The following is a 20,376-nucleotide window of genomic DNA, read 5'->3' as shown; positions in this document are numbered from 1 at the left end:
TCCCATCCGATATCCAGTACTTGCCTAAACCAAGGACCACGAAATCCGGCGTCTGTAACGATAACCGGCTTGCAGCTTGCCGGTAGTATTGCGTGAAGGCGCCTTAGAAATTGCTGATGAGTTTGGGGTTTATCTTTAGTCGCCAGGGAATGCACTTCCTCATAAAGGGTTATCGAGCGCCCCTCACATGCCAATGCGGCGCGCAGCAGGAAGAACTGCTGACCGGGCTCTAAGTCTGACCAGTCGACCAAAATCACTGGCTGTGCTTGATAACCTGCAAAATATCGGGCCAGTTGCTGATAAATGTGCGGTAACTCATAAAAAAGTTGCGTATTGGAGAGCAGGCGATCAGCACTTTTTATTCGATGCTTTTCATAGGCTTGCGTGTCAAGGTTCCGCCCAAGCGAAGTGACTGTGAGTTGCTGCTGGGTCGAGGCACTTAAGACTATATTTTGTAGCGCCTTGCGCCGGGCACTATGCATAGAAGGTGTGACAGCGTGAATGAAATTGGTTAGGATGTGCTGAACATTCATGGCGATTCCTGATTGTTTTTTTGGCGAAAGATCTGATCATCGAGCGCCATGAATGTTCCCTTCCTATACCAATTTATTTAATCCTTTGTTTTATCATCCTATTTCGTGGGGATACCTCAGGGTCTGAGCTCAGACCGGTACCGGAGTGCTGTGGATAAGTGTGGTGGAGATTAGAGGTTTTGCTCGAACAGTTTGTAGATACGGCGGTACTCGTCCAGCCAGCTGCTCGGTTGCCGGAAACCATGATTCTCCACCGGATAGATCGCGGTTTCAAAGTGAATGATTTCCTGCTCAATCAGCCGTTGTACCAAACGCACCACATCCTGGAAGAACACATTATCATCGACCATAGGGGCGTTGATCAGCAGTGGCTTTTTCAGACCCTGAGTAAAGTAGATCGGTGAACTGCGTTCATAAGCAATAGGATCGATATCCGGCGTGTTCAGGATATTCGAGGTATAAGGGTGGTTGTAATAAGCCCAGTCGCTAACCGGCCGCAGTGCCGCCCCGGCCTGGAACAACTCAGGCTCTTTAAACAGCGCCATAAAGGTCATAAAGCCACCGTAGGAGCCACCATAGGTACCGATGCGCTTACGATCAACATTGGCATGTTTTACCAGCCACTCGACACCATCGACCAGATCCTGAATTTCCGGTGTTCCCATCTGACGGTAAATGGCAGTACGCCAGTCACGGCCATAGCCTTTTGATGCCCGGAAATCCATATCCATCACTACATAACCCTGTTGTACCAGCAGGTTGTGGAAGAAGAACTCTCGGAAGTAACCCGACCAACCCAGATCGCTGTTTTGCAGATAGCCGGCACCGTGGTTAAAGATCACTGCCCGGCGCGCTTCACCCTGCTGATAATCTGCTGGCAGATAGACCTTGCTAAATACCGGATGCTTGCCATGGCTGGACGGTACAGCTACCACCTGTGGCGCCACCAGCGGTAATTCGCGGAACTGTGCCGAAATGGTATTGGTTAATTGCTTTAGCTCAGCGCCTGGCCGGGCATCCGCGACGTACAACTCAGGTGGCAACAGGTTAGTAGAATGGCGCAGTAACAACTTTTGCTCATCCGGTGATAAGGTAAACTCGGTGCTACCCAGCAGGTTGGTCAGCTGTTCAATTTGTCCGTTAGCCAGCGCCAACCGGTACACATTGTAAATACCAGGATGGCTGACGTTGGCGGTGTAATACAGATACTGGTCATTATGCGTCAGTACCGGATTGCTCACCTCAAAGGTGCCGGCAGTCAGTTTCTTCGGGTTACGATCTTTCAGGCCCTTGGTATACAGATGGGAGTAACCACTCTCTTCTGACAGGAAATACAGGGTTTCGCTGTTGTTTAACCAGCCAAAGTCGTTAAAGGCGTAGTTAACCCAGGCTTTATCATGTAAGCGGTGCTGTGGTTGTAACTTTTTGCCTGCCAGATCAACAGTCGCGATCCAGCGGTCTTTGTTATCAAAGGCCTTTAACATGACCGCCAGCTGCTGACCATTCGGGTGCCAACGCAGCGCGCTCTGGCTCCAGTACCAATCGGTCATTAAACCAATATCGCGGATCACCTTGGCACTCTTATAGGTTTCGCCCCGCGCCTTGGCATTTTCTGCTTTAACGTCAGCCAGTACGTCTTCGTTATAGCCCGGTAAACTGGTATAGCTCAGTTCATGCTGACTGCCATCGCGTAAATCAACCAGGATCAGCTTCTGTGGCTCAGGTTTAAAGTCGTTTACCCTGGCCCGTACCGGCTGCGCCAGAATATCGCCGGTTGCCGAAATATAGTTCGGCATAATGTCTTTCTCGTTGCGGCTGCTTTGCTTGCGACTGGCCAGGATCAGATGAGTACCGGCTGGTGATAAGCTGGCATCGACAATTTGCTGGCCTTTACCAACATAGATAGCAGCTGGCGCTAAACTGGCGTTTTGTTGCCGTAATTGTTGCTGTGCGTCAAAGCGCTCTGCCTGGTTGCGTTGTTGCAGCGCGACAAACTCCAGCAACTTGTGTTGCTCCTGCGCCAGATAGCCTTTAGGCACGGCTGGTGCTTTTGGCGCATCTTCGGTCTTCAGGCTGGCGAGCTCAGTATGACTGCCGTTATTAAAATCGTAAGCGATAAAATCCCAGCCTTGCTGATACACCAGGCGACCATCCAGCAAAAACTGCGGCCGGCTGTGGCTGCTGTTGCTGCGGGTTAACTGTAGCAACTCACCGTTTTGCAACACAAACACATTGCCTTCAAACACATAGGCCGCTTTGCTGCGATCACTGTTATACACCAGCTGCGAGGCGCCCATCTGATGCCAGTGCGCCAGCTTAACCAGCTCACCGTTGCCCTCGGCTAACAAGGGGCGGCTAAACCAATCCCGTAACTCACTACCCTCGCGTTTACGCTGGTAATAAATGGTGCTGCTATCCGGCGACCAGAACGCCGTTTCCGGCTGACGGCCCAACCAATCCGGATCAGCCATGATTTGTTCCATGGTAAAACGAATATCTGGGTTAGCGCTAAATACCTGCTGCACGCTGATGGTGTCAGTAGTCCAGGTTTGCGGTTCGGCTTTGGCCAGCGCAGCGCTGCTATGCCAGCACAGCGCGGTTAAGCTTAGTGAGAGTAAGGCTTTACGGAATGTTTTCATTGTTTTGGTTCTTACTAATGACAAGACCGCACAGTTATACAAAGGCTGCCTACAGAACGCAACCTTATGCGGCTGAATGCAACAGGGATACGCCGAAAAGCACCAAGCCGGCGCGAGCCGGCTTGGTGGACGTTCTTAACGCGAGTTTTTATAACGATGTTGGCTAACCTCGTTAGATAAAGAGTCGCTTGGCCAGTTCGGTCAACTGTTGCTGTGCGCCTGTCAGACCTTCTTCTGCCGCTTCCGGGCCCATATTCAGGCCTTCCGCATACACAAAATGCAGCTGGGTCAGGCCGATAAAGTTAAAGAAGGTTTTCAGGAACGGTACCTGAGAGTCAGCCGGCGTATTGGCATAAATACCACCGCGGGCCAGAGCGAAGATCACTGGCTTATCTTTTAACAAGCCAACCGGGCCAGTTTCGGTGTATTTAAAGGTGACACCGGCACGAGCCAGGCGATCTAACAAGGCTTTTAACTGGCTTGGCAGCGCGAAGTTATACATCGGCACACCAAAGACGATGGCATCTGCCGCTTCAACTTTAGCAATCAATTCATCTGAATAAGCCGCCAGTACTTGTTGCTCGCTGCTGCGCTCGGCGGCTGGTGTCATCCAGGCGCCGATTTCGCTCATTTCCAGATGCGGCAACGGCTGTGCATTTAAATCAATTTCCGTTACCTGGGCGCCAGACAGCTGTGCCAGTAAAAACTGCACCAGCTTGTTAGAGTTACCATTGCTACCGCTGATTGAGCTATTAATTACCAGAATGTTTTTCATCGTTGCCTCCTTTGGCTAATCCAATAAAGCTAGTTTACTTAGATTTTTTAGAAAAAAAATCCGATAATTTTGCTGTTTATGTTCGATTTATTGATTGATAAAAAATCAATCTACTCAGTGTCAGGCCGCGTAAAACATCAGGAACCCATTAGAACAGCTACTGGCCATACCAGGAAAACGAATTATGTTGGATTCTACCGTGCTGACAGGGCATCATGAGCACTCGGGGACGACCACGAGGATGCCAGACCGAATGACTATCAGTGCCGAGAGCGCCGAGCCACATATCCGCACCGGTCAATGGGAAGATGCCTTGACCTTTGTTGCCTTGCACGCCGATAAATCGGCTTATGCGGAGTTGTTTAATTATTTTGCGCCACGGTTAAAAGCCTTTGGTATGAAAATGTTCGGTAACGAACAACAGGCGCTGGAGATGGTGCAGGACACCATGTTAAACGTTTGGAAGAAAGCCCGCTTATTTGATCCCAGTCGTGGCTGTGCTTCAACCTGGATTTTTACCATTGCCCGTAATGTACGCTTTGACATGCTGCGCAAAAAGCAGAGTCGTAAAGATGACATTAGTGCGGACGATCTGTGGGCCGACGGTGATTATCCGGAGCTGGAAGAGTCCGCCACCGATCAGTGGGAAACCATGTTACTCAGCGAAAAGCTGGCACCGTTTTTTGATGCCTTACCTGTCGCACAGCGGCTGGTAATGCAAAAAGTTTATCTGGAAGAAAAATCACATCAGGAAGTAGCAGAAGAGCTCGACATCCCGCTGGGTACCGTTAAATCACGGATCCGGTTGGCGTTAGACCGTTTAAGAGAGGCATTAGATGACACACGCAGTTAAATACCATCCCGGCATGATGTTAATGGAACAATATGTTGCCGGCACTCTGTCGGCTGATGTGGCTCTTGCCGTAGCCACTCATATTGATTTGTGCCCGCATTGTCAGCGTGTTTGTCAGGATATTCATAACGACCAGGCTGATGTGTTAGCGAGTATGCCGCTTGAGCAGGACGACACTGACGATTTTAGCGCGCTGCTGGCGGAAATCACCGGGCAGCCTCAGCTTGATAAGCCACGGCAGAAAGCGGCTCGCGAACTGGTAAAAGTTCAGATCAACGGTCGTGAGTTTGCTATTCCGCGCGCGCTAAGCCGCCTGGCTGAGCAGCAGGGCAAGTGGCTGCAGCTTGGTGGTATTGCCACCGCCAAGTTACCGGCGGGCGATAAGATGCATGTGTCGTTATTGTATATTGATAAGGGCACAGAAATTCCGAACCATACCCACTTGGGTCTGGAAATGACACTGGTACTAAGCGGCACGATTTGTGATGAAAATGGCGAGTATGGTGCCGGGGACTTGTTAATCAACACCCCAGCCGACACCCATACGCCGCATACCCGGGCTGATGAAGACTGTTTATGCCTGTCGGTGTTAAGCGCGCCACTGAAATTTAACAAGGGTTTGGTACGGTTACTGAACCCATTACAGCAGTTTTTCTATTAACGGTTTACCTGATGCAGCATGTTTGCGCCGGCTCTGCCGGCGTTTTTTTTACTAAGTGGTGGCAGCACTAACTGAGTAATGCCACCCCACCCTGCAGATTCCACAATTTGCTAAAACCGAGGCGCCGCAGCACCCGTGCCGCCAGCAAGCTGCGATTACCACTGCGACAAACCAGTAATAAGCTCTGCTCTGGTTGTAACTGTTGTTGCAATACTGCGTCGCAAAGCCGGGACAAGGGTACTTCGAGCACTTCAGCCTTAACCGGTAAATAGCGGCTTAGGGCGCCTGCGCTCTGCTCATAGGGCTCACGCACATCCAGCACGACCAAACCAGGTTCTGCTAATAAGTCTGGCAGCTGTGCCGACTGCAGTAAGGCAATGGCATCGTCGTTAGCCACTTCAACATAGCCACACAGGTGACTGCTGGCTTGCTGCAACTGCCAACATTGCTGATTTAACACCTGCTGCCATTGTTGCTGCGGTGCGCCGGCCAATAGGCTTTCCAGCAGCGGGCTTTCCTGTAGCGCCAGACTTAAACGGGTGACAAAGCGCTGTGCATAATCATGACTGGAAAACAGCAAGGTTTCGGGGTAAAGCTGAGCCGCCAGCTGTTGCAGGCTGTGTTGTAACATCAGCGCATCGCCACCTGCCAGATCGGTGCGGCCAATGCCGCCGGGTAATAGCAGATCGCCGACAAAGGCGGCTTTCAGCTCACCAGCTTGTTTTAGCAACAGGCTATAGGCCAGTGGACTATGGCCGGGTGTGGCGATACGGCTTAACTGGTAGGGGCCGATGTGCAACTGTTGTTGATCCTGCGGCCAACCGGTTTGATCAAACTGTTGGCCGCTAAAGAGTTGACGTAACAGCAGCGCAGCTTGTCCGGCTTGCTGGTGAATATGGGTTTCCAGCACGGCGACCAGCTTTAGGCCGCGGCTTTGAACAATATTCGATAAACGCTCGGTCAGCGCCAGCACCGGATCAATAATCAGGGCTTGCCGGCTTTGCTGACACAGCAGTAAATAACTGCAGCAGGCATCATGTTTAAACTGATACAGGCCGCTGCTGGTCGGTATATTCAACGGATCGCCATCTGTTAATACCAGGCCATGTTGCTTGACCACCGGCACCAGGCTGAGGATGCGTTGACAGGCTTGCTCACATTCGGCCTGACTAAACGCCGGCCCAAAGGATAAGCGGATCGCCCCCTCACTGCGCCAGCGCTCCAGCCCCATCGCATCCAGCACAAAGCTACCTGTGACTTTGGAACTACAAGCCGATCCTGAGCTGACCCGAATACCGGCAGCGTCGAATAGATCCAGAATATCTTTGGCAAAAAAGCCGGGGACCGAGAAGTTTAACGTGGTTGGCAGTGCCTGCGGTAAATCGCTGTTTAGCACCAGTGCCGGAAATAACTGACGTAGTGCCGCTAAGAGTTGTTCGCGGTATTGATAAAGTTGGTTGCTACCGACAAAGATGCTGTGTTCGGGATCCAGCAATTGCTGAAAGATATAGTTTAGCGCAGCAATACCCGGCAGGTTTTCGGTACCAGAGCGTAAGCCACCTTCCTGGCCACCACCTGTGATCAGTGGCTGATAAGGTGCCCCTTTGCGCACATATAAAAAGCCGATGCCTTTGGGGGCATAAAGTTTATGACCACTAAAGGGCGCATAATCAATGCGGCTTGCCGCCAAATTGAGCGGCATTTTGCCCAGCGCCTGTACACAATCAACCAACCAGTAAGCATCAGCATTATGCTGGTTCAACAACTGCTCAATCGCCTGCAAATCCTGCGGCACACCGGTTTCGTTATTGGCAGCCATAGTACAGACCAGAGCCGCTTTTGGCAGCAGCTCTGCCAGCGCCTCTAAGTCGAGCAGGCCATTGATAAGTACCGGGATGGCACGGATACTGGCATTAAGTTGTAGTAGGCAATTCCAGTGTTTCAGACTCTCCGGCACCGCCTTGTGTTCGGTTGCGCCATAGAGTAACAGGGTGTCAGGCCCCGCCAAGCCGCGCTCACGGATCGCCAGCAATGCCGACAGCACTGAGGTTTGGATGCCTTCGGTAGCGCCTGAGGTAAAGATAATGTCGCCGTTATCAGCGCCCAATAATTGGCGCGCCAGCTTGCGGCTGTGCTCTAACAACGCCTTGGCTTTAATGCCGGTACTGTGCGTGCTGCTGGGATTACCAAAATCCTGTTGCATACATTGCAACACGGCATCTGCCGCGCCGGGTAGCACCGCCGTGGTGGCGTTGTTATCCAGATAGATCTCACTGACTTTCCGGCAGGTCATGGCATCTGCTGACATCTTGGGCTCCGCTAAGGACTCACTTATAACAATTGGGAATATCTTATATCAAAAAGTGTAGTCAGCCCAGTGCAGGTATAAAAAAAGCCGCAGAGCGGGCTGCGGCTTTTATCTTAGCCTAACTTGGCTTATTCCATCAGATCGCGCGGAATGGTCGGCCGCAGTTCAGACCAGATCTTACCGCTGTCAATACCATATTTACGCACTGTCATCACCACATCATCATGCTTGCCGGTTTGCGCCAGGGCTTTTAATTGCTGATAGTACTGGCGGGCCAGTTCCCGCGCCGCCGGACTGGAAAAGTAAAAGCGGGCAATTTTGTTATACAAACCACGGAAACCATTTAAAATCAGCACATAGATCCGGTTTGACGAATGTAAAGCCAATTCATGGTTCAGGTTATAGTCAAAATCAGCAAAGGCTTCGGCTGTATCTTCCAACTGCTCAGCACCGGTAAGGACATCAATGACCTGTTGTTGATGGGTTTTAATGGCGCCGCGAATATAAATCGCACTGATATTAGTCCGGGCAGATAACAGCTCGTCGACCAGATCCGGCATCCGCTCTTCGTCCAGCCGGGCTAGGGTTTCCAAAATATTCAGGCCTGAGGTTTCCCAAAAGTTATTTACTTTAGTGGGTTTACCATGCTGAATAGTCAACCAGCCATCACGCGCCAGCCGCTGTAATACTTCACGTAGCGTGGTACGGGTAACACCAATTAATTCGGAGAGCTCGCGCTCTGCCGGTAAAATAGAACCCGGGGCAAATTTGCCGTTCCAAATGGAATCGACGATATATTCTTCGGCAAAACCCGCCGGGCTTTGCGCTTTAATCAGATTGGTCATGCACCGTTATCCGTGTCATTGAGTATTCTTATTTAATTGGAACTGATTGTACCAGAGCCGATGCCATTAACAAGTCAGCTTGTAAAAATAGCTTGCCAGCTTGCCACTGCCCTTCGGCTTGCATTGTGTATTTTGTTGAAATCCTTTAGATTAGCCAGCAAAACAACAATAACAGATCGTCATACCATGTTTAAAACACTGAAATCCTTATCGATGCAACGCTGGCCCTGGTTGCTGTTAGCGCTAACCGCTCTGGCTATGGAGCTAACCGGGCTGTATTTCCAGTACGCATTAAATTATCAGCCTTGCATTAAATGTATCTATATCCGGGTTGCTTTTGCCGGTATTTTAATGGCGGCGTTACTGGCGTTACTGGCACCTCGCAACGCAATGCTGAGGTTTGCCACACTGAGCTTATGGCTGGGTAGCGCTTTGTATGGCCTGTATCAGGCGCAGGAGCTGGTAAATATCGAACAAATCCTGGCCGGAGGAGGCTTTACGACCTGTGCCTTATTTGCGGATTTTCCAACCTGGTTGGCGTTAGATAAGTGGCTGCCTGCAGTATTTGAGGTTACCGGCACCTGTGGTGGTGTGGACTGGCAATTTGCCGGTTTAAGCATGGCGGCCTGGAGCCGACTGATTATGTTTACCTATAGTTTAACAGCTACTATCATCATCCTTAGCCAGTTCACAAAGTTATCACGCAATCCTTACCGTTAGTATTCAGCATCTGCAACCTGTAGCTAGTTCAGGTAGCAGATGCTGTAGCCCCACCAAAAGAATAGGTTCCGCACCATCCGTTCTAGGTTAAAAGAATAAAGAAAACCGCTTAATTATTAACAGAGTTGACCTTGCTGTTAATGAGCTGGCATGAAGCGTGCATCCTGGATTTTGCAGTGCAGTTACTCTCAAACTGCATAAAAATGCATAATTTATAATAAACATTAATAATCCAGGAGTACGAATTAATGAAGAAGTTTTTTTCTGCGCTACTGCTTTTAGCCGGGTCCTTTGTATTGTTCCAACCTTCTGCTCACGCTTCTCTGATCCTTAGTCAGGATATCTATGAAGTTGAAGGTAGCAATAAAGCCTTAATAGGTTCTGTCAGCATCAATGTGCTAGAGGCGTTTGAATTTGATGTTGATAAATTTGAGGTCGAAGCCTGGTTTGAGTTGACGTTATTTGGAACAAGTTTTGTTCAGCAAATGAGCGATTTATTTTATGCTGAGTTTTCGATGAGCAATCTGAAACAAGGCCTGTCTTTTTTAACCTTCGAAGTCCTGGATGAGTTCAACAACATCAGCTACCAACTCTTTTTTGCTGATGATTTTGGTTTTATGGACATTTCAGCAGGCAGCTCATTAGGTGTTATTGAGATCTCTCTTGGTAATGCGCGGCTACCCGTACCGGCTCCCGCCACACTGGCTTTATTGTTGTTAGGGATGATTGGTTTAGCAAAGACTCGTCGTAGCTACACAGCAAAGCGTTAATACTGTCAGCTTTTATTACACCAATTTAAACACTTGCCGAAAAACATCATATAGCTGTCAGTTTTCTTTACAGTTAACTATAAAGGTGTTTTTTTAGCATAGTTATTCAAGTTGGTGCTAAAGCTAAGTACGATCTTAATAATGAGAAATAAAAATAATGCTAACAAAAAAACTTAATACTAAAATCAAGCTATTGAGCTTGTCTGTGATAGCAACCTGCTCAATCGGCAGCGTTGTTGCCAACCCTAACCTTGCTGCCAACCCGTTTGAGATCAGCGTTGATACCAGCGAACTTCAATTGTCTGAGCTTTCAGCAACCAAGGCTCCCTATATTATTCAGGTTAAAGGTCTGACTGGCGTTGAGCAAGCGGTAAATTTAGGCGAGCTGGCACCTAACAACCAACTGGCGGCGGGCAATATGTACAATGCCCAATCACCCGCTATGCAGGCCTATAATGAACGGGTAAGACAGTTCCATCAGCAGTTGGCTGAACAACAAGGCATCAGCAATATCCTGCATTCTTTCACACACACCTTTAACGGGTTTTCTGCAGTGTTAACTGCTGACGAGGCTCAGCGCTTACAACAACATCCTGATGTTATTGGAATCTGGCTGGATGAACCAATGCAACTGGATACCGCAAACACACCTGAATTCCTTGGTTTAAACGGTGCAAATGGTCAGCATACCCTTGGAGTGAAAGGCGAAGACGTCGTTATTGGTATTATCGATTCCGGTATTTGGCCTGAGAATCCAAGCTTTGCTGATGACGGTACTTATTCATTGCTGGAAAAATTCACCGGTACTTGTGATTCAGGTCAGGATGCAACCTTTAGCTGTAATAATAAATTAATTGGCGCGCGCTTTTTCAACCAAGCCTTTACCTCTGTTTATAATTTACAGCCAGGTGAATATCGCTCACCCCGGGATGCAGATAACCACGGTACTCACGTTGCTGCCACAGCGGCGGGTAACGAGCGGGTGCAAGCTATTATTGACGGCCAGCCTGCTGGCTTTGTAACGGGTATCGCTCCGCGTGCACGTATCGCCGCCTACAAAGCTTGCTGGAATAGCAGTTACACCAGTCCGAGTGGCGTTGCTGAGCGGGGTTGCTTTGGCGGTGATACCATGGCTGCGATTGATGCCGCAGTAGCGGATGGTGTCGATGTTATCAACTACTCAATCAGTGGCAGTACAACAAGCCTGACTACGATAGCAGCAGCCGCAAAACTTCGCGCAACTCAAGCCGGTGTTTTTGTCTCTGTGTCAGCCGGTAATAGTGGTCCGGGCGCTGGCACCGTGGGTACACCTGCCCCATGGGTAATGAGCGTTGCCGCTTCAACTTATGACGGTACTTCTTTTGTCGCTGGCTCAACGAATTTTTCGGTATTAAGCGGAGCAGCAGCTGGCAATTACCAGGCAGTTGAAGCTTCGACCACAGTGCCACTATCGACAATTAGCCCGGTTCAGGCTGATTTAGCTGTTGCCAATCCAATTTTAGCCTGTACTGCACTGACTAATAGCGCAGCTCTGGCCGGTAAATTGGTTGTTATGCAGCGTGGTACCTGCGGCTTTGATATTAAACTAGCCGCAGCTCAAGCTGCAGGCGCAGTTGGTGCTATCGTGATCAATAGTGACGGTACCGCTCCTATTGTCATGGGCGGCACGGGTCGTTTTAATATTCCAGGCGTGATGATCTCTTTGGCGAATGGCCAGACGATTCTGAGTGCTATCAACAGCGGCGAAACCGTTAGCGCTCGCCTGGCTCCGGGAGCCCTGCAACAGCGTACTGAAGTTGGTAACATTATGGCCTCCTTCTCTTCGCGTGGTGCTAACCTGGCTTCAGCAGATATTATCAAACCCGATATTACTGCTCCTGGCGTTCGCATTCTGGCAGCCGCCTCTGAGGGCCCGTTGTTAACTCGCCCGAATGTTCCCTTTGTCTATCTGCAAGGAACTTCGATGTCCAGCCCGCATATTGCTGGTATGGCGGCTTTACTTCGTGGCGCAAATCCTGAATGGTCTCCGGCGATGATTAAATCAGCCTTAATGACTACTGCACGGCAAAATGTAACTAAGGAAAATGGTGTAACTGCAGCTGATCCTTTCGACTTTGGTGCAGGGCACGCGGTACCAGCCAGTGCTGCCAATCCAGGTCTGGTCTATGATGTTAGCGCAGCGCATTACTACGCTTTCCTGTGCGGCCTGAACGCCAGAGCCTTCGTGCAGAATGCCACTGGCTTTAGCTGTGATACCTACGCTAACGCCGGTTATAGCTTCGAAGCAAGCCAGTTGAACCTGCCCTCTATTGGCATTGGTCAGTTAGATCGCAATCGGGTAGTGTATAGAGAGGTAAAAGACGTATCGGGTGTTGCCTCTGTTTACAATATTAGTGTTAACGCGCCGGCAGGAATTACTGCCACACCTCTGGTATTAGCAAATGGTCAGTGGATTGAGAGTAACTCACTGAGCGTGCCTGCCAACGGTATCGCACGTTATGCAGTACGTTTCCGCACAACGGCTACCACAGTTTATAACAGCTGGCGTTTCGGTGCTCTGACCTTAAGTAACGGTACCTATGAAGTACGTAGCCCAATCGCTATCCGCGCCATTGAGCCACCATTATTGGAGGCACCTGCAGTGATTTCAGCTCAGGTTGCGGCCAGTTCTGGTCGGGTAACCTTCCCTGTGCTGTTTAACTACACCGGTAATACCTCAACAACCAAGGTTGGTCTTGCAGCTCCGTTTGGTGGTACGCGCACCATCCCACAAGATCCGGATCGCACCTTCCAGTTTAACGATCCAAGCCTTGGCACCCATACTGTGTTAATTCCGGCAGGTACTCGGGTGGCTCGCTTTATGTTAAACGAAGGCCTGGCAGATGTACCAGGTGCGATTCTGGACCTGTATGTATATCGCTGTATCAATAATAGCTGTGCATTTGTAGCATCGTCTACCAGTGACAGTGGCTTTGAAGATATTGTATTACGTGATCCAGCTCCGGCAGCAGATGTTGCAGCCCGTAACTTCTATATCGTTTGGGTTCACCCGCGGGATTTGAAGGGTGCAAGCCAGGTTACCTACACCATCCCAATGTGGATAGTTGACCAAAATGATAATGTAACGTCACAGATCCTGGCCCCGACCCGCGCGGTAAACGGTCGTTATAACAACATAACACTGAATACCCGTACCTTGCAGCGCTCAACGCTGCCTTACATGGGCGTGATGTCGTTCAGGGATGCCAATGGCACTGAGCGTGGGTCAACCTTGTTAGAGATCCGCGCTAACTAAGCACAAGTAAAAGCGTGGTTAAAACAATCTAAGTCCCCGCTCCGGCGGGGGCTTTTTTTTAGTATCAGACCAGGGCCTGGTGGCGCGTAACTTATAATAAAAATGCCAACCAGACTAACTGATTGGCATTTTCTCATACTATAAGGCGTAAACTAATCTAGTATTCAAATTATCGTGACCGAAGGGCTCAAACCTTATAATTACCTACTAATACATCCAATTCTGAAGCCAGGGCGTTTAAGCGCTCACTGGTGCTGGAAGCGCGCCGCGTCCCTTCAGCCGTTTCTTCGGTTACCGCCACAATTTGATGTACGTTCTCATTAATGGCGCCGGAAACATGGGTTTGTTCTTCGGCGGCTGTGGCGATCTGCGCATTCATATTATTAATAGTATTAACTGCACTACTGATTTGATTCAGCGCCAGTTCGACCTGCCGGATCTCGTCAACACTACTTTGGCTGCTTTGTTTTAACCGGCTGATCAGATCAATGGCGCCCTTAATACCGGCTTGCAGCCGCTGGATCATCTGCTGAATTTCCTGGGTACTTTGTTGGGTGCGGCTGGCCAGAGTACGCACTTCATCTGCAACCACCGCAAAACCACGACCCGCTTCGCCGGCGCGCGCCGCTTCAATAGCCGCATTCAGTGCCAGCAGGTTGGTTTGCTCAGCAATGCTGCGGATCACATCCAGTACTCCGCCAATACTGTCGGATTCTTTGCTTAAATCGCCAATAACCGAGACACCGTGACTAACCTGCTCCGCCAGGCCATCAATCACCCGCACTGTTTGCAGTAGCGTTTGCTTGGAGTTACTGACCAGATCTTCGGCATTAGCCGCGGCTTCAGACGCCCGCATCGCGCTATCTGCCACTTCCTGTGCCGAAGCCGCCATTTCGTTCATTGCCGTGGCCACCTGATCACTCTCAGATTGTTGGCGTGCCACGCCCTGCCCGGCCTGGCGCATAATGCCATTTAGCTCATTAGCGCTGTGATTCAGCGTTTTGGTCGAACCGGCAACCTGTGCCACCAAATCCCGGACCTGACTGGCAAAGCGGTTAAAAGCCTGTGCCAGTTGCGCTAATTCATCATTACCCTCAGCCGTTAAGCGATGCCGTAAATCGCCGCCACCCTGAGCAATATCGGTCATGGCGCTCACCGCCGATTTCAGTGGTGTAATAATACTGCGTACCACCACCAGTGCCAGCAAGGTAATCACAATTAACGCAATAGCTGCGGTGACTATCGAACTCCAGAGGCTGGTTGCCAGCGAGTCGTCTACCCGTTGCTGCATCACCGCAACCTGTTTATCCAGGCTGTCGATCCAAAAGCCGGTGCCTAACATTAAACCCCATTTGGTTAGCTCTTCGGCATAACCCAGTTTTGGATCCGTGGTATTGGTTTCCGGATTATTCCAGTGATAATACAAGTAACCTTTGCCACTGCGGGCGGCATTCCACAGGCCCCGAATGACTTCAACGCCATTAGGATCTTTAAGATCCATCAAATTACGGCCCTGCAAGGCAGGGTTGGCGGCGTGCATCACATTAACGCCCTGCTGATCATAGATAAAGAAGTAGCCCATGCTGCCACTGTCATCAAAACGCAGTTGGCGCAAAATATTAATGGCTTGTTCCCGAATGGCCGGATTGGTCGCTGCATCCGGCGCATTATAAAGATGAGCGATGGCAGTCTTACCCAGCTCCATATAGTTTTTAATTACTGCCTGCTGGCTTTGGCTATACACCTCAGCAAAGCCATCCACACCCTGCTGGCCGAGGCTGCGTGCCTGCATTAAGCTAAAGGTTACCAGCACTACTGCCAGTAAGGTGCTGGGTAATAACGCCAGCAGGAGGATACGGGTTTGGATGGTCAAATTTGCCATAAGCTACTCTCAGTTCGGGGGAGGACAACACAATTCAGCTGAAAGTATAACGCCTGTACAGAAAACTGCAGAAGAATTGGTAGCTTAGACGCTTAATTGCATAAATTTTAACCGGCGCTCACCTTCTTAAGCAATAAAGCCGGCAACGCCGGCTTTATTGTAATGAGCTCGAACAACAGCCTTTACAGGATCGCCAGCAATTCCACATCGAACACTAAAGTGCTGAACGGTGCAATAGCATTACCGGCGCCGCGCTCACCATAGGCCAGGTTATGCGGGATATATAAGCGTAGCTTTGAACCGACCGCCATCAGTTGCAGCGCTTCAGTCCAGCCAGCGATAACGCCAGATACCGGGAATTCTGCCGGTTCACCGCGCTGATAAGAGCTATCAAATACAGTGCCATCAATCAGAGTACCGTGATAGTGGGTACGCACGGTCGAGGCTGCGGTGGGCTTATCGCCTTCGGCGGCTACCAGAACTTCATACTGTAAGCCAGAAGCAGTAACGGTTACTTCCGGACGCTTGGCATTTTCCGCCAGGAACATTTCACCGGCTTCTGCTAAGGCCTGGGCTTTTTCCTGTTCTTCGGCCTGCATGCGCTGGCTAATAACGGTAAAAGCCGCACGGATCTGCTCATCGCTGACTTCCGGCGCCTGCTCGTTGTAAGCAGCAGCTAAGCCGGCGGCGACAGCAGTAATATCTAAACCGTCGAACGGACGATCAGCCAGTTGCTGACCCATTTGTAAACCGATACCGTAGCTGGCGTGCTGCTCTAACGTAGTAAATTTTGACATGGATTTCACTTGTATTGACGGGTGCAGCCGGGCTGCACCACTGTTAAAAGATGGCAGTATCTTACGTCAATTACCGCCAAAAGTCTTGTTCAGGCTGCCTTGACTCAGGCAGCCTGTTGTAAACGTTGCCAGATATCCTGCACCAGCAATTCGTCTGTTGCATTTAGCTCGCCCTGGGCAATCGCCTGCTCCAGGCTATCGTTAACCTGTTGCAGCAAGCTGGCCAGGCTAAAAGGTTGTTCGGTCAGTTGCAGGGTTCCGACGGCTAAATCAACATGACCACGTAAATAGCCGGCGGCAAATAGCTCATCGTCCGTGGCAACCGGCACTAACTGGTCAAAAAATTCCGCCGCCCGGGCAATAAAGTGTTCGGTATTGCAGTGTTCGGTATTGCTATCTTGCATTATGCTTCGTCCTCATAACCTAAGCGGTAAATCACATAATCGTTGTAACCGGTCAGCACCGGTATTAAACCCTGTAACTCGCGGTCTAAGACTATATCACCGGTATCGGCCAGTAATGGCCGGCCATTCAGTTGCTGCAACTTGCTCTTGGTCGCCAGCAGCAGAATGTTGTCGCGGCCAATGGCGCGGATCACGGCCGGGGAGAGTTGTTGATTACCGCGGCCAAACACATGGCCCTGACCGCCAATCAAGGTAATAATCAATTTGCTGGGGGTATTCTGAACCAATTCAAGCAACTGCGCTGCGGTGACGTCTTTGGCCAGCAACTGACCATTTTCGACCACATCCACACCAAGCAGGGTATTGTCCAGCCCCAGTTCCGCCATCACCGCGGCAACAGTCGAGCCAGAGCCCATCACATAACGCACATCCGGTTCCATTAAACCAGCGACATAGGCCGCTAAATCATCCAGTACCAGCTCTTCTGATTCCTTGCCGGCCATTTTTACGCTTTGTACATAACGCAGCTCGGCCGGAATGCGCATCTCGCCATAGCGGCGGGCTTTGACGACCCCTTCACGGAAAGCACCTTCATCGATATCCATCACTGCGGCTTCCTGCTGACTGACCAGCTCACCGGCGACCAGTTTTGCCAGCAGCTTACCGGCGGCCAGTGGCGAAATCGCATAAACGCCGGAATGGATCTTACAACCGGCAGGGATACCCAAGACGGTGGTTTTAGCGCCGACGACGCTACAGACATTGCGCGCTGTACCATCACCACCGGCAAACAGCAGTAAATCAACTCCGGATTCGGCAATCACGGCAGCGGCTTGCTCGGTATCGGCCGCGGTAGTAAGTGAATCCGCTGGGGTATAGCAAAGCTGGTAATCAAAACCCAACTCTTCACAAAGCTGCTGCCCCATATCGCCAGCGACCGTAAAGATTTGTAACTTGTCACGCAGCGGCAGCAGTTGCTCCAGGCTTTGTCTGGCACGCTGTTGCGCCATCGGCACCGCACCGAGTGCCAGCGCCTGTTCAGCCATGCCATCACTGCCCTTTAAACCGACACTGCCGCCTAAACCAGCCAACGGATTAACAATCAAACCCAAGCGAAACTGCGTTGTCATCGACCTCACCTGTGTGACAGCTGTAGAAATTGCTGCGCATTGTAGCGACTTGACCGCAGCTTGCCCAGCGCTGCGCTGCTCGACAACGCTTGCTCCACTGGTTGGACTACTTTAGAGTAACAGCATAACCCAGCGTGTTCTAAGCAGTAGTGAGTTCTGATGAGCATAGAAAGCCTGTTTCGACAGCATCAACAGCAGTTTAACGCCGAACCCTATCCGTCACTTGCTACACGCAAGCAACGCTTGCAGCGTTTGGCCGAATTGCTGCAACAATACAACCCCGCGTTGCAACAAGCCGTGGCCAGCGATTTTGGCCAGCGCAGCAGGGTTGAAACGCAGCTGCTGGAAATTGCGCCCAGTTTGCAGGGTATCAAATATCAGCTATCACAGCTTAAAGGCTGGCTAAAACCGCAGCGCCGTGCCGTGCACTATACCTTTGCGCCGGCAAAAAACTTTGTACTGGCGCAGCCGTTAGGTGTGGTTGGTATTATTGTGCCGTGGAATTATCCGATTTTTCTGGCACTTAGCCCGCTTATGGCGGCACTCTCAGCCGGTAATCAGGTGATGTTAAAGCTGTCGGAGTTTACTCCGGCAACCAATGCGGTGCTGGCTGAAATGCTGGCAGAGGGCTTAACTGATTGTGTTAGTGTGGTTCAGGGCGACGCAGGGGTTGCCGCCGCTTTTGCCGCCCTACCCTTTGATCATCTGCTGTTTACCGGCTCTACCAGCGTCGGGCGCAAAGTAATGCAGGCTGCGGCGGCCAATCTAACGCCAGTGACGCTTGAGCTGGGCGGTAAAAGCCCGGCACTGCTGACAGCAGATACCGACTTAGTGCATTTTAGCCGACGCTTGCTGTTTGGCAAAACCGCCAATGCCGGCCAAACCTGTGTCGCACCGGATTATGTGTTAGTGCCAAAAGCCCGGATCCCAGCGCTGATTAGCCAGCTGCAAGCCGATTTTGCTAAACTCCATCCTGATTTTGCGGCTAACCCCGATTACAGCACAGTGATCAATACGCAGCATTATCAGCGCTTACAGCAGCTGCTAAGCGAGGCGCTCTCTAAAGGCGCAACCGCTTATCCCTGTGCAGTCATAGGCAGCGAGCTGCAACAACAACAGCGCCGGCTACCACTAACCTTGCTGGTTGATGTGCCCGAGGAGTGTCAGATTTTACAGCAGGAAATTTTTGGCCCACTGCTGCCGATTATTGGCTATGACGACCTGCAGCAGGCGCTTGACTATATTAAATCCAGACCCAGGCCGCTGGCGCTGTACTTATTTAGTGAAGATAAGCGGTTGCAACAGCGAGTATTAACCCAAACCCATGCCGGTGGCGTTTGCATTAACGATACGCTGCTGCATGTGGCACAGGAGGACTTACCCTTTGGTGGCATCGGGCCATCAGGTTTGGGTAACTACCATGGCCCGGAAGGCTTTTGGCGTTTTTCCCACGCCAAGGCGGTGCACCAGAAAGGCCGCTTTAGTAGCAGTATCCTGATTTACCCGCCCTTTAACCGGCCGCTGTTTAAAGCGCTGCTTAAGTGGTTAATGCGCTAGGGCGTGTTGATGTTTGCGGCTTTATCATCCGCTCGCGGCATAGTGCGCGGTAAACTTAGCGCCAATAGCATCGCTATTGCTGCTGCCAGTGCCGCCAACGTAAAGGTGGCACTGGCGCCAGCCCCATCGCGCCAGCTGATACCGGCAATATAGGCGCCGATAGCCCCGCCACCGCCATAAATAATACCGGCATAAAACGCCTGACCGCGGCCGCGCTGCGCCTTCGGGAAAAACTGCTGAATAAACTGCATAGCGCCGCTGTGGGCAATAGCAAAGCTACCGGCATGTAACAGCATACTGGCTGCCAGCACCAGCGGCTGATCACCAAGATAAGCGACGATTAACCAGCGCAGTGCGGTTAAGCCATAACAGGCGGCCAGTAAATGCCCCAGTCTGAAACGGCCCAAAATGCGGCCGGCAAAATAAAAGGCGACGATCTCCGCCGCCACCGCCACGCCAATCAACAAGCCGGTAACAGTGCCGCTATAACCCAGATCGCGGCAATACAACGTAAAAAAGCCATAGTAAGGCGCAAAGCTCATTTGCAGCATTAAGGCCGCGCCCATAAAGAGCCACAGTACCTTACTTTTGAATAACTGACGCCAGGATAGGTGCACCTGCTGACTGGCCGACAACTTAGGCAGCGGCGGCAGTTTAAATAAGCTGAGTAGCAGTAAGCCTAAAAACAGCAGCGCCGTTGCCGGCATAAACTCACTGCCAAAACGCTGAAATAAATAACCGCCGAGCAGCACCAAAATGATATAACCAACACTGCCGGAAGTGCGGATGCGGCTGTAAGCACCGGCATCATCATTCAACGCATGAAAGGTACAGACTTCGAGCTGCGGTAAGATGGCGGTCCAGAAAAAACTAAACAGCGCAAAGCCGGCCAGCAAGGGCCAAAAGCCGGCATCAACAAAGCTGCTGCACCAGGCCAGGATCGCGATAATGGCGCCAAAACGCATAATACTCAGCGGCCTTGCGGTTTTATCAGCCAGCGTGCCCCACAGCGCCGGGCCAACGATCCGCGTCGCCGTGACCAGCGCCAGCAATAAGCCAATTTGCGCAGAGCTTAAGCCGCGGCCATCCAAAAACAGCCCGAAATAAGGCACAAACAGGCCTAAGACGCCGAAATAAGCAAAATAAGCCAGCGCAAGGGCTGGCTTGGTGGCAAGTGTTAACACGACTGTTCCGTTAAACTAGTGTG

The 20,376-nt window shown here is 50.9% G+C and carries 16 protein-coding genes; 6 read left to right on the top strand and 10 right to left on the bottom strand.

What is annotated here, in order from left to right; translation table 11 throughout:
- The 3 genes from AEST_RS15420 to AEST_RS15410 all read right to left on the bottom strand — a co-directional run.
- The coding region (locus tag AEST_RS15420; RefSeq protein WP_039925222.1) for a hypothetical protein at nt 1-533 on the bottom strand (533 nt) is incomplete at its 3' end.
- Between the two features lie 170 nt (nt 534-703).
- The gene (locus AEST_RS15415) at nt 704-3,172 is read right to left on the bottom strand and encodes a S9 family peptidase (protein WP_008610142.1); all 2,469 of its coding nucleotides are present in this window, start codon (nt 3,170-3,172) and stop codon (nt 704-706) included.
- 172 nt (nt 3,173-3,344) lie between these two features.
- Nucleotides 3,345-3,947 (bottom strand): FMN-dependent NADH-azoreductase, encoded by a 603-nt coding sequence (locus AEST_RS15410; protein ID WP_008610141.1) that lies wholly within the window; start codon nt 3,945-3,947, stop codon nt 3,345-3,347.
- A gap of 253 nt (nt 3,948-4,200) precedes the next feature.
- Between AEST_RS15410 and AEST_RS15405 the strand changes: the two genes are divergently transcribed.
- Both AEST_RS15405 and AEST_RS15400 read left to right on the top strand, forming a co-directional pair.
- Nucleotides 4,201-4,800, top strand: a complete 600-nt coding sequence (locus AEST_RS15405; RefSeq protein ID WP_008610140.1) for a sigma-70 family RNA polymerase sigma factor — start codon at nt 4,201-4,203, stop codon at nt 4,798-4,800.
- Nucleotides 4,784-5,461 carry a ChrR family anti-sigma-E factor gene (locus AEST_RS15400; RefSeq protein ID WP_008610139.1) on the top strand — a complete coding sequence of 226 codons (678 nt, stop codon included), beginning with the start codon at nt 4,784-4,786 and terminating at the stop codon, nt 5,459-5,461. Before AEST_RS15405 ends, AEST_RS15400 begins: the two co-directional genes overlap by 17 nt.
- Before the next feature lie 67 nt (nt 5,462-5,528).
- On the opposite strand, the gene AEST_RS15395 is transcribed toward AEST_RS15400, so the two are convergent.
- The gene (locus tag AEST_RS15395; protein ID WP_008610138.1) at nt 5,529-7,769 is read right to left on the bottom strand and encodes an aminotransferase class V-fold PLP-dependent enzyme; all 2,241 of its coding nucleotides are present in this window, start codon (nt 7,767-7,769) and stop codon (nt 5,529-5,531) included.
- A 128-nt stretch (nt 7,770-7,897) separates the two neighbouring features.
- A complete protein-coding gene (gene fadR, locus AEST_RS15390; protein ID WP_008610137.1) occupies nt 7,898-8,614 on the bottom strand; it encodes a fatty acid metabolism transcriptional regulator FadR in 717 nt (238 codons plus the stop codon).
- Nucleotides 8,615-8,800: 186 nt separating this feature from the next.
- Between fadR and dsbB the strand changes: the two genes are divergently transcribed.
- From dsbB to AEST_RS15375, 3 genes are all read left to right on the top strand, one after another.
- Complete coding sequence (gene dsbB, locus AEST_RS15385; protein ID WP_039925603.1) at nt 8,801-9,334, top strand: disulfide bond formation protein DsbB; 534 nt, start codon at nt 8,801-8,803, stop codon at nt 9,332-9,334.
- 248 nt (nt 9,335-9,582) lie between these two features.
- Entirely contained in the window at nt 9,583-10,104 is a 522-nt protein-coding gene (locus tag AEST_RS15380; RefSeq protein ID WP_008610135.1) for a PEP-CTERM sorting domain-containing protein, read from the top strand.
- Between the two features lie 205 nt (nt 10,105-10,309).
- Nucleotides 10,310-13,399, top strand: a complete 3,090-nt coding sequence (locus AEST_RS15375) for a S8 family serine peptidase (protein WP_238534621.1) — start codon at nt 10,310-10,312, stop codon at nt 13,397-13,399.
- Between the two features lie 187 nt (nt 13,400-13,586).
- Here the strand turns inward: AEST_RS15375 and AEST_RS15370 are convergent, their stop codons facing one another.
- From AEST_RS15370 to AEST_RS15355, 4 genes are all read right to left on the bottom strand, one after another.
- Nucleotides 13,587-15,281 (bottom strand): methyl-accepting chemotaxis protein, encoded by a 1,695-nt coding sequence (locus AEST_RS15370; RefSeq protein ID WP_008610133.1) that lies wholly within the window; start codon nt 15,279-15,281, stop codon nt 13,587-13,589.
- A 182-nt stretch (nt 15,282-15,463) separates the two neighbouring features.
- Nucleotides 15,464-16,078 (bottom strand): BamJ family beta-barrel-assembly machinery protein, encoded by a 615-nt coding sequence (locus AEST_RS15365; RefSeq protein WP_008610132.1) that lies wholly within the window; start codon nt 16,076-16,078, stop codon nt 15,464-15,466.
- A gap of 104 nt (nt 16,079-16,182) precedes the next feature.
- Complete coding sequence (locus AEST_RS15360; RefSeq protein WP_008610131.1) at nt 16,183-16,482, bottom strand: YfcL family protein; 300 nt, start codon at nt 16,480-16,482, stop codon at nt 16,183-16,185.
- Nucleotides 16,482-17,612, bottom strand: a complete 1,131-nt coding sequence (locus AEST_RS15355; protein WP_008610130.1) for an ATP-NAD kinase family protein — start codon at nt 17,610-17,612, stop codon at nt 16,482-16,484. Before AEST_RS15355 ends, AEST_RS15360 begins: the two co-directional genes overlap by 1 nt.
- Before the next feature lie 159 nt (nt 17,613-17,771).
- Between AEST_RS15355 and AEST_RS15350 the strand changes: the two genes are divergently transcribed.
- Nucleotides 17,772-19,169, top strand: coding sequence for a coniferyl aldehyde dehydrogenase (locus tag AEST_RS15350; RefSeq protein WP_008610129.1), 1,398 nt, complete (start codon nt 17,772-17,774; stop codon nt 19,167-19,169).
- Here the strand turns inward: AEST_RS15350 and AEST_RS15345 are convergent.
- Nucleotides 19,166-20,353: an MFS transporter gene (locus tag AEST_RS15345; RefSeq protein WP_008610128.1), complete on the bottom strand. Its 1,188-nt coding sequence runs from the start codon at nt 20,351-20,353 to the stop codon at nt 19,166-19,168. The genes AEST_RS15350 and AEST_RS15345 overlap by 4 nt on opposite strands.
- Nucleotides 20,354-20,376 lie beyond the last annotated feature (23 nt).

This window comes from Alishewanella aestuarii B11, assembly GCF_000280055.1.
Taxonomy (GTDB): domain Bacteria; phylum Pseudomonadota; class Gammaproteobacteria; order Enterobacterales; family Alteromonadaceae; genus Alishewanella; species Alishewanella aestuarii.
The sequence above is the reverse complement of the archived record's forward strand: the minus strand, read 5'-3'. Positions and strand labels throughout refer to the sequence as shown.

Bases quoted from the DNA above. Each gene is read 5' to 3' on its own strand.
- AEST_RS15415 (WP_008610142.1), bottom strand. From the start codon at position 3,172: ATGAAAACATTCCGTAAAGCCTTACTCTCACTAAGCTTAACCGCGCTG.
- AEST_RS15410 (WP_008610141.1), bottom strand. From the start codon at position 3,947: ATGAAAAACATTCTGGTAATTAATAGCTCAATCAGCGGTAGCAATGGT.
- AEST_RS15405 (WP_008610140.1), top strand. From the start codon at position 4,201: ATGACTATCAGTGCCGAGAGCGCCGAGCCACATATCCGCACCGGTCAA.
- AEST_RS15400 (WP_008610139.1), top strand. From the start codon at position 4,784: ATGACACACGCAGTTAAATACCATCCCGGCATGATGTTAATGGAACAA.
- AEST_RS15395 (WP_008610138.1), bottom strand. From the start codon at position 7,769: ATGTCAGCAGATGCCATGACCTGCCGGAAAGTCAGTGAGATCTATCTG.
- fadR (WP_008610137.1), bottom strand. From the start codon at position 8,614: ATGACCAATCTGATTAAAGCGCAAAGCCCGGCGGGTTTTGCCGAAGAA.
- dsbB (WP_039925603.1), top strand. From the start codon at position 8,801: ATGTTTAAAACACTGAAATCCTTATCGATGCAACGCTGGCCCTGGTTG.
- AEST_RS15380 (WP_008610135.1), top strand. From the start codon at position 9,583: ATGAAGAAGTTTTTTTCTGCGCTACTGCTTTTAGCCGGGTCCTTTGTA.
- AEST_RS15370 (WP_008610133.1), bottom strand. From the start codon at position 15,281: ATGGCAAATTTGACCATCCAAACCCGTATCCTCCTGCTGGCGTTATTA.
- AEST_RS15365 (WP_008610132.1), bottom strand. From the start codon at position 16,078: ATGTCAAAATTTACTACGTTAGAGCAGCACGCCAGCTACGGTATCGGT.
- AEST_RS15360 (WP_008610131.1), bottom strand. From the start codon at position 16,482: ATGCAAGATAGCAATACCGAACACTGCAATACCGAACACTTTATTGCC.
- AEST_RS15355 (WP_008610130.1), bottom strand. From the start codon at position 17,612: ATGACAACGCAGTTTCGCTTGGGTTTGATTGTTAATCCGTTGGCTGGT.
- AEST_RS15350 (WP_008610129.1), top strand. From the start codon at position 17,772: ATGAGCATAGAAAGCCTGTTTCGACAGCATCAACAGCAGTTTAACGCC.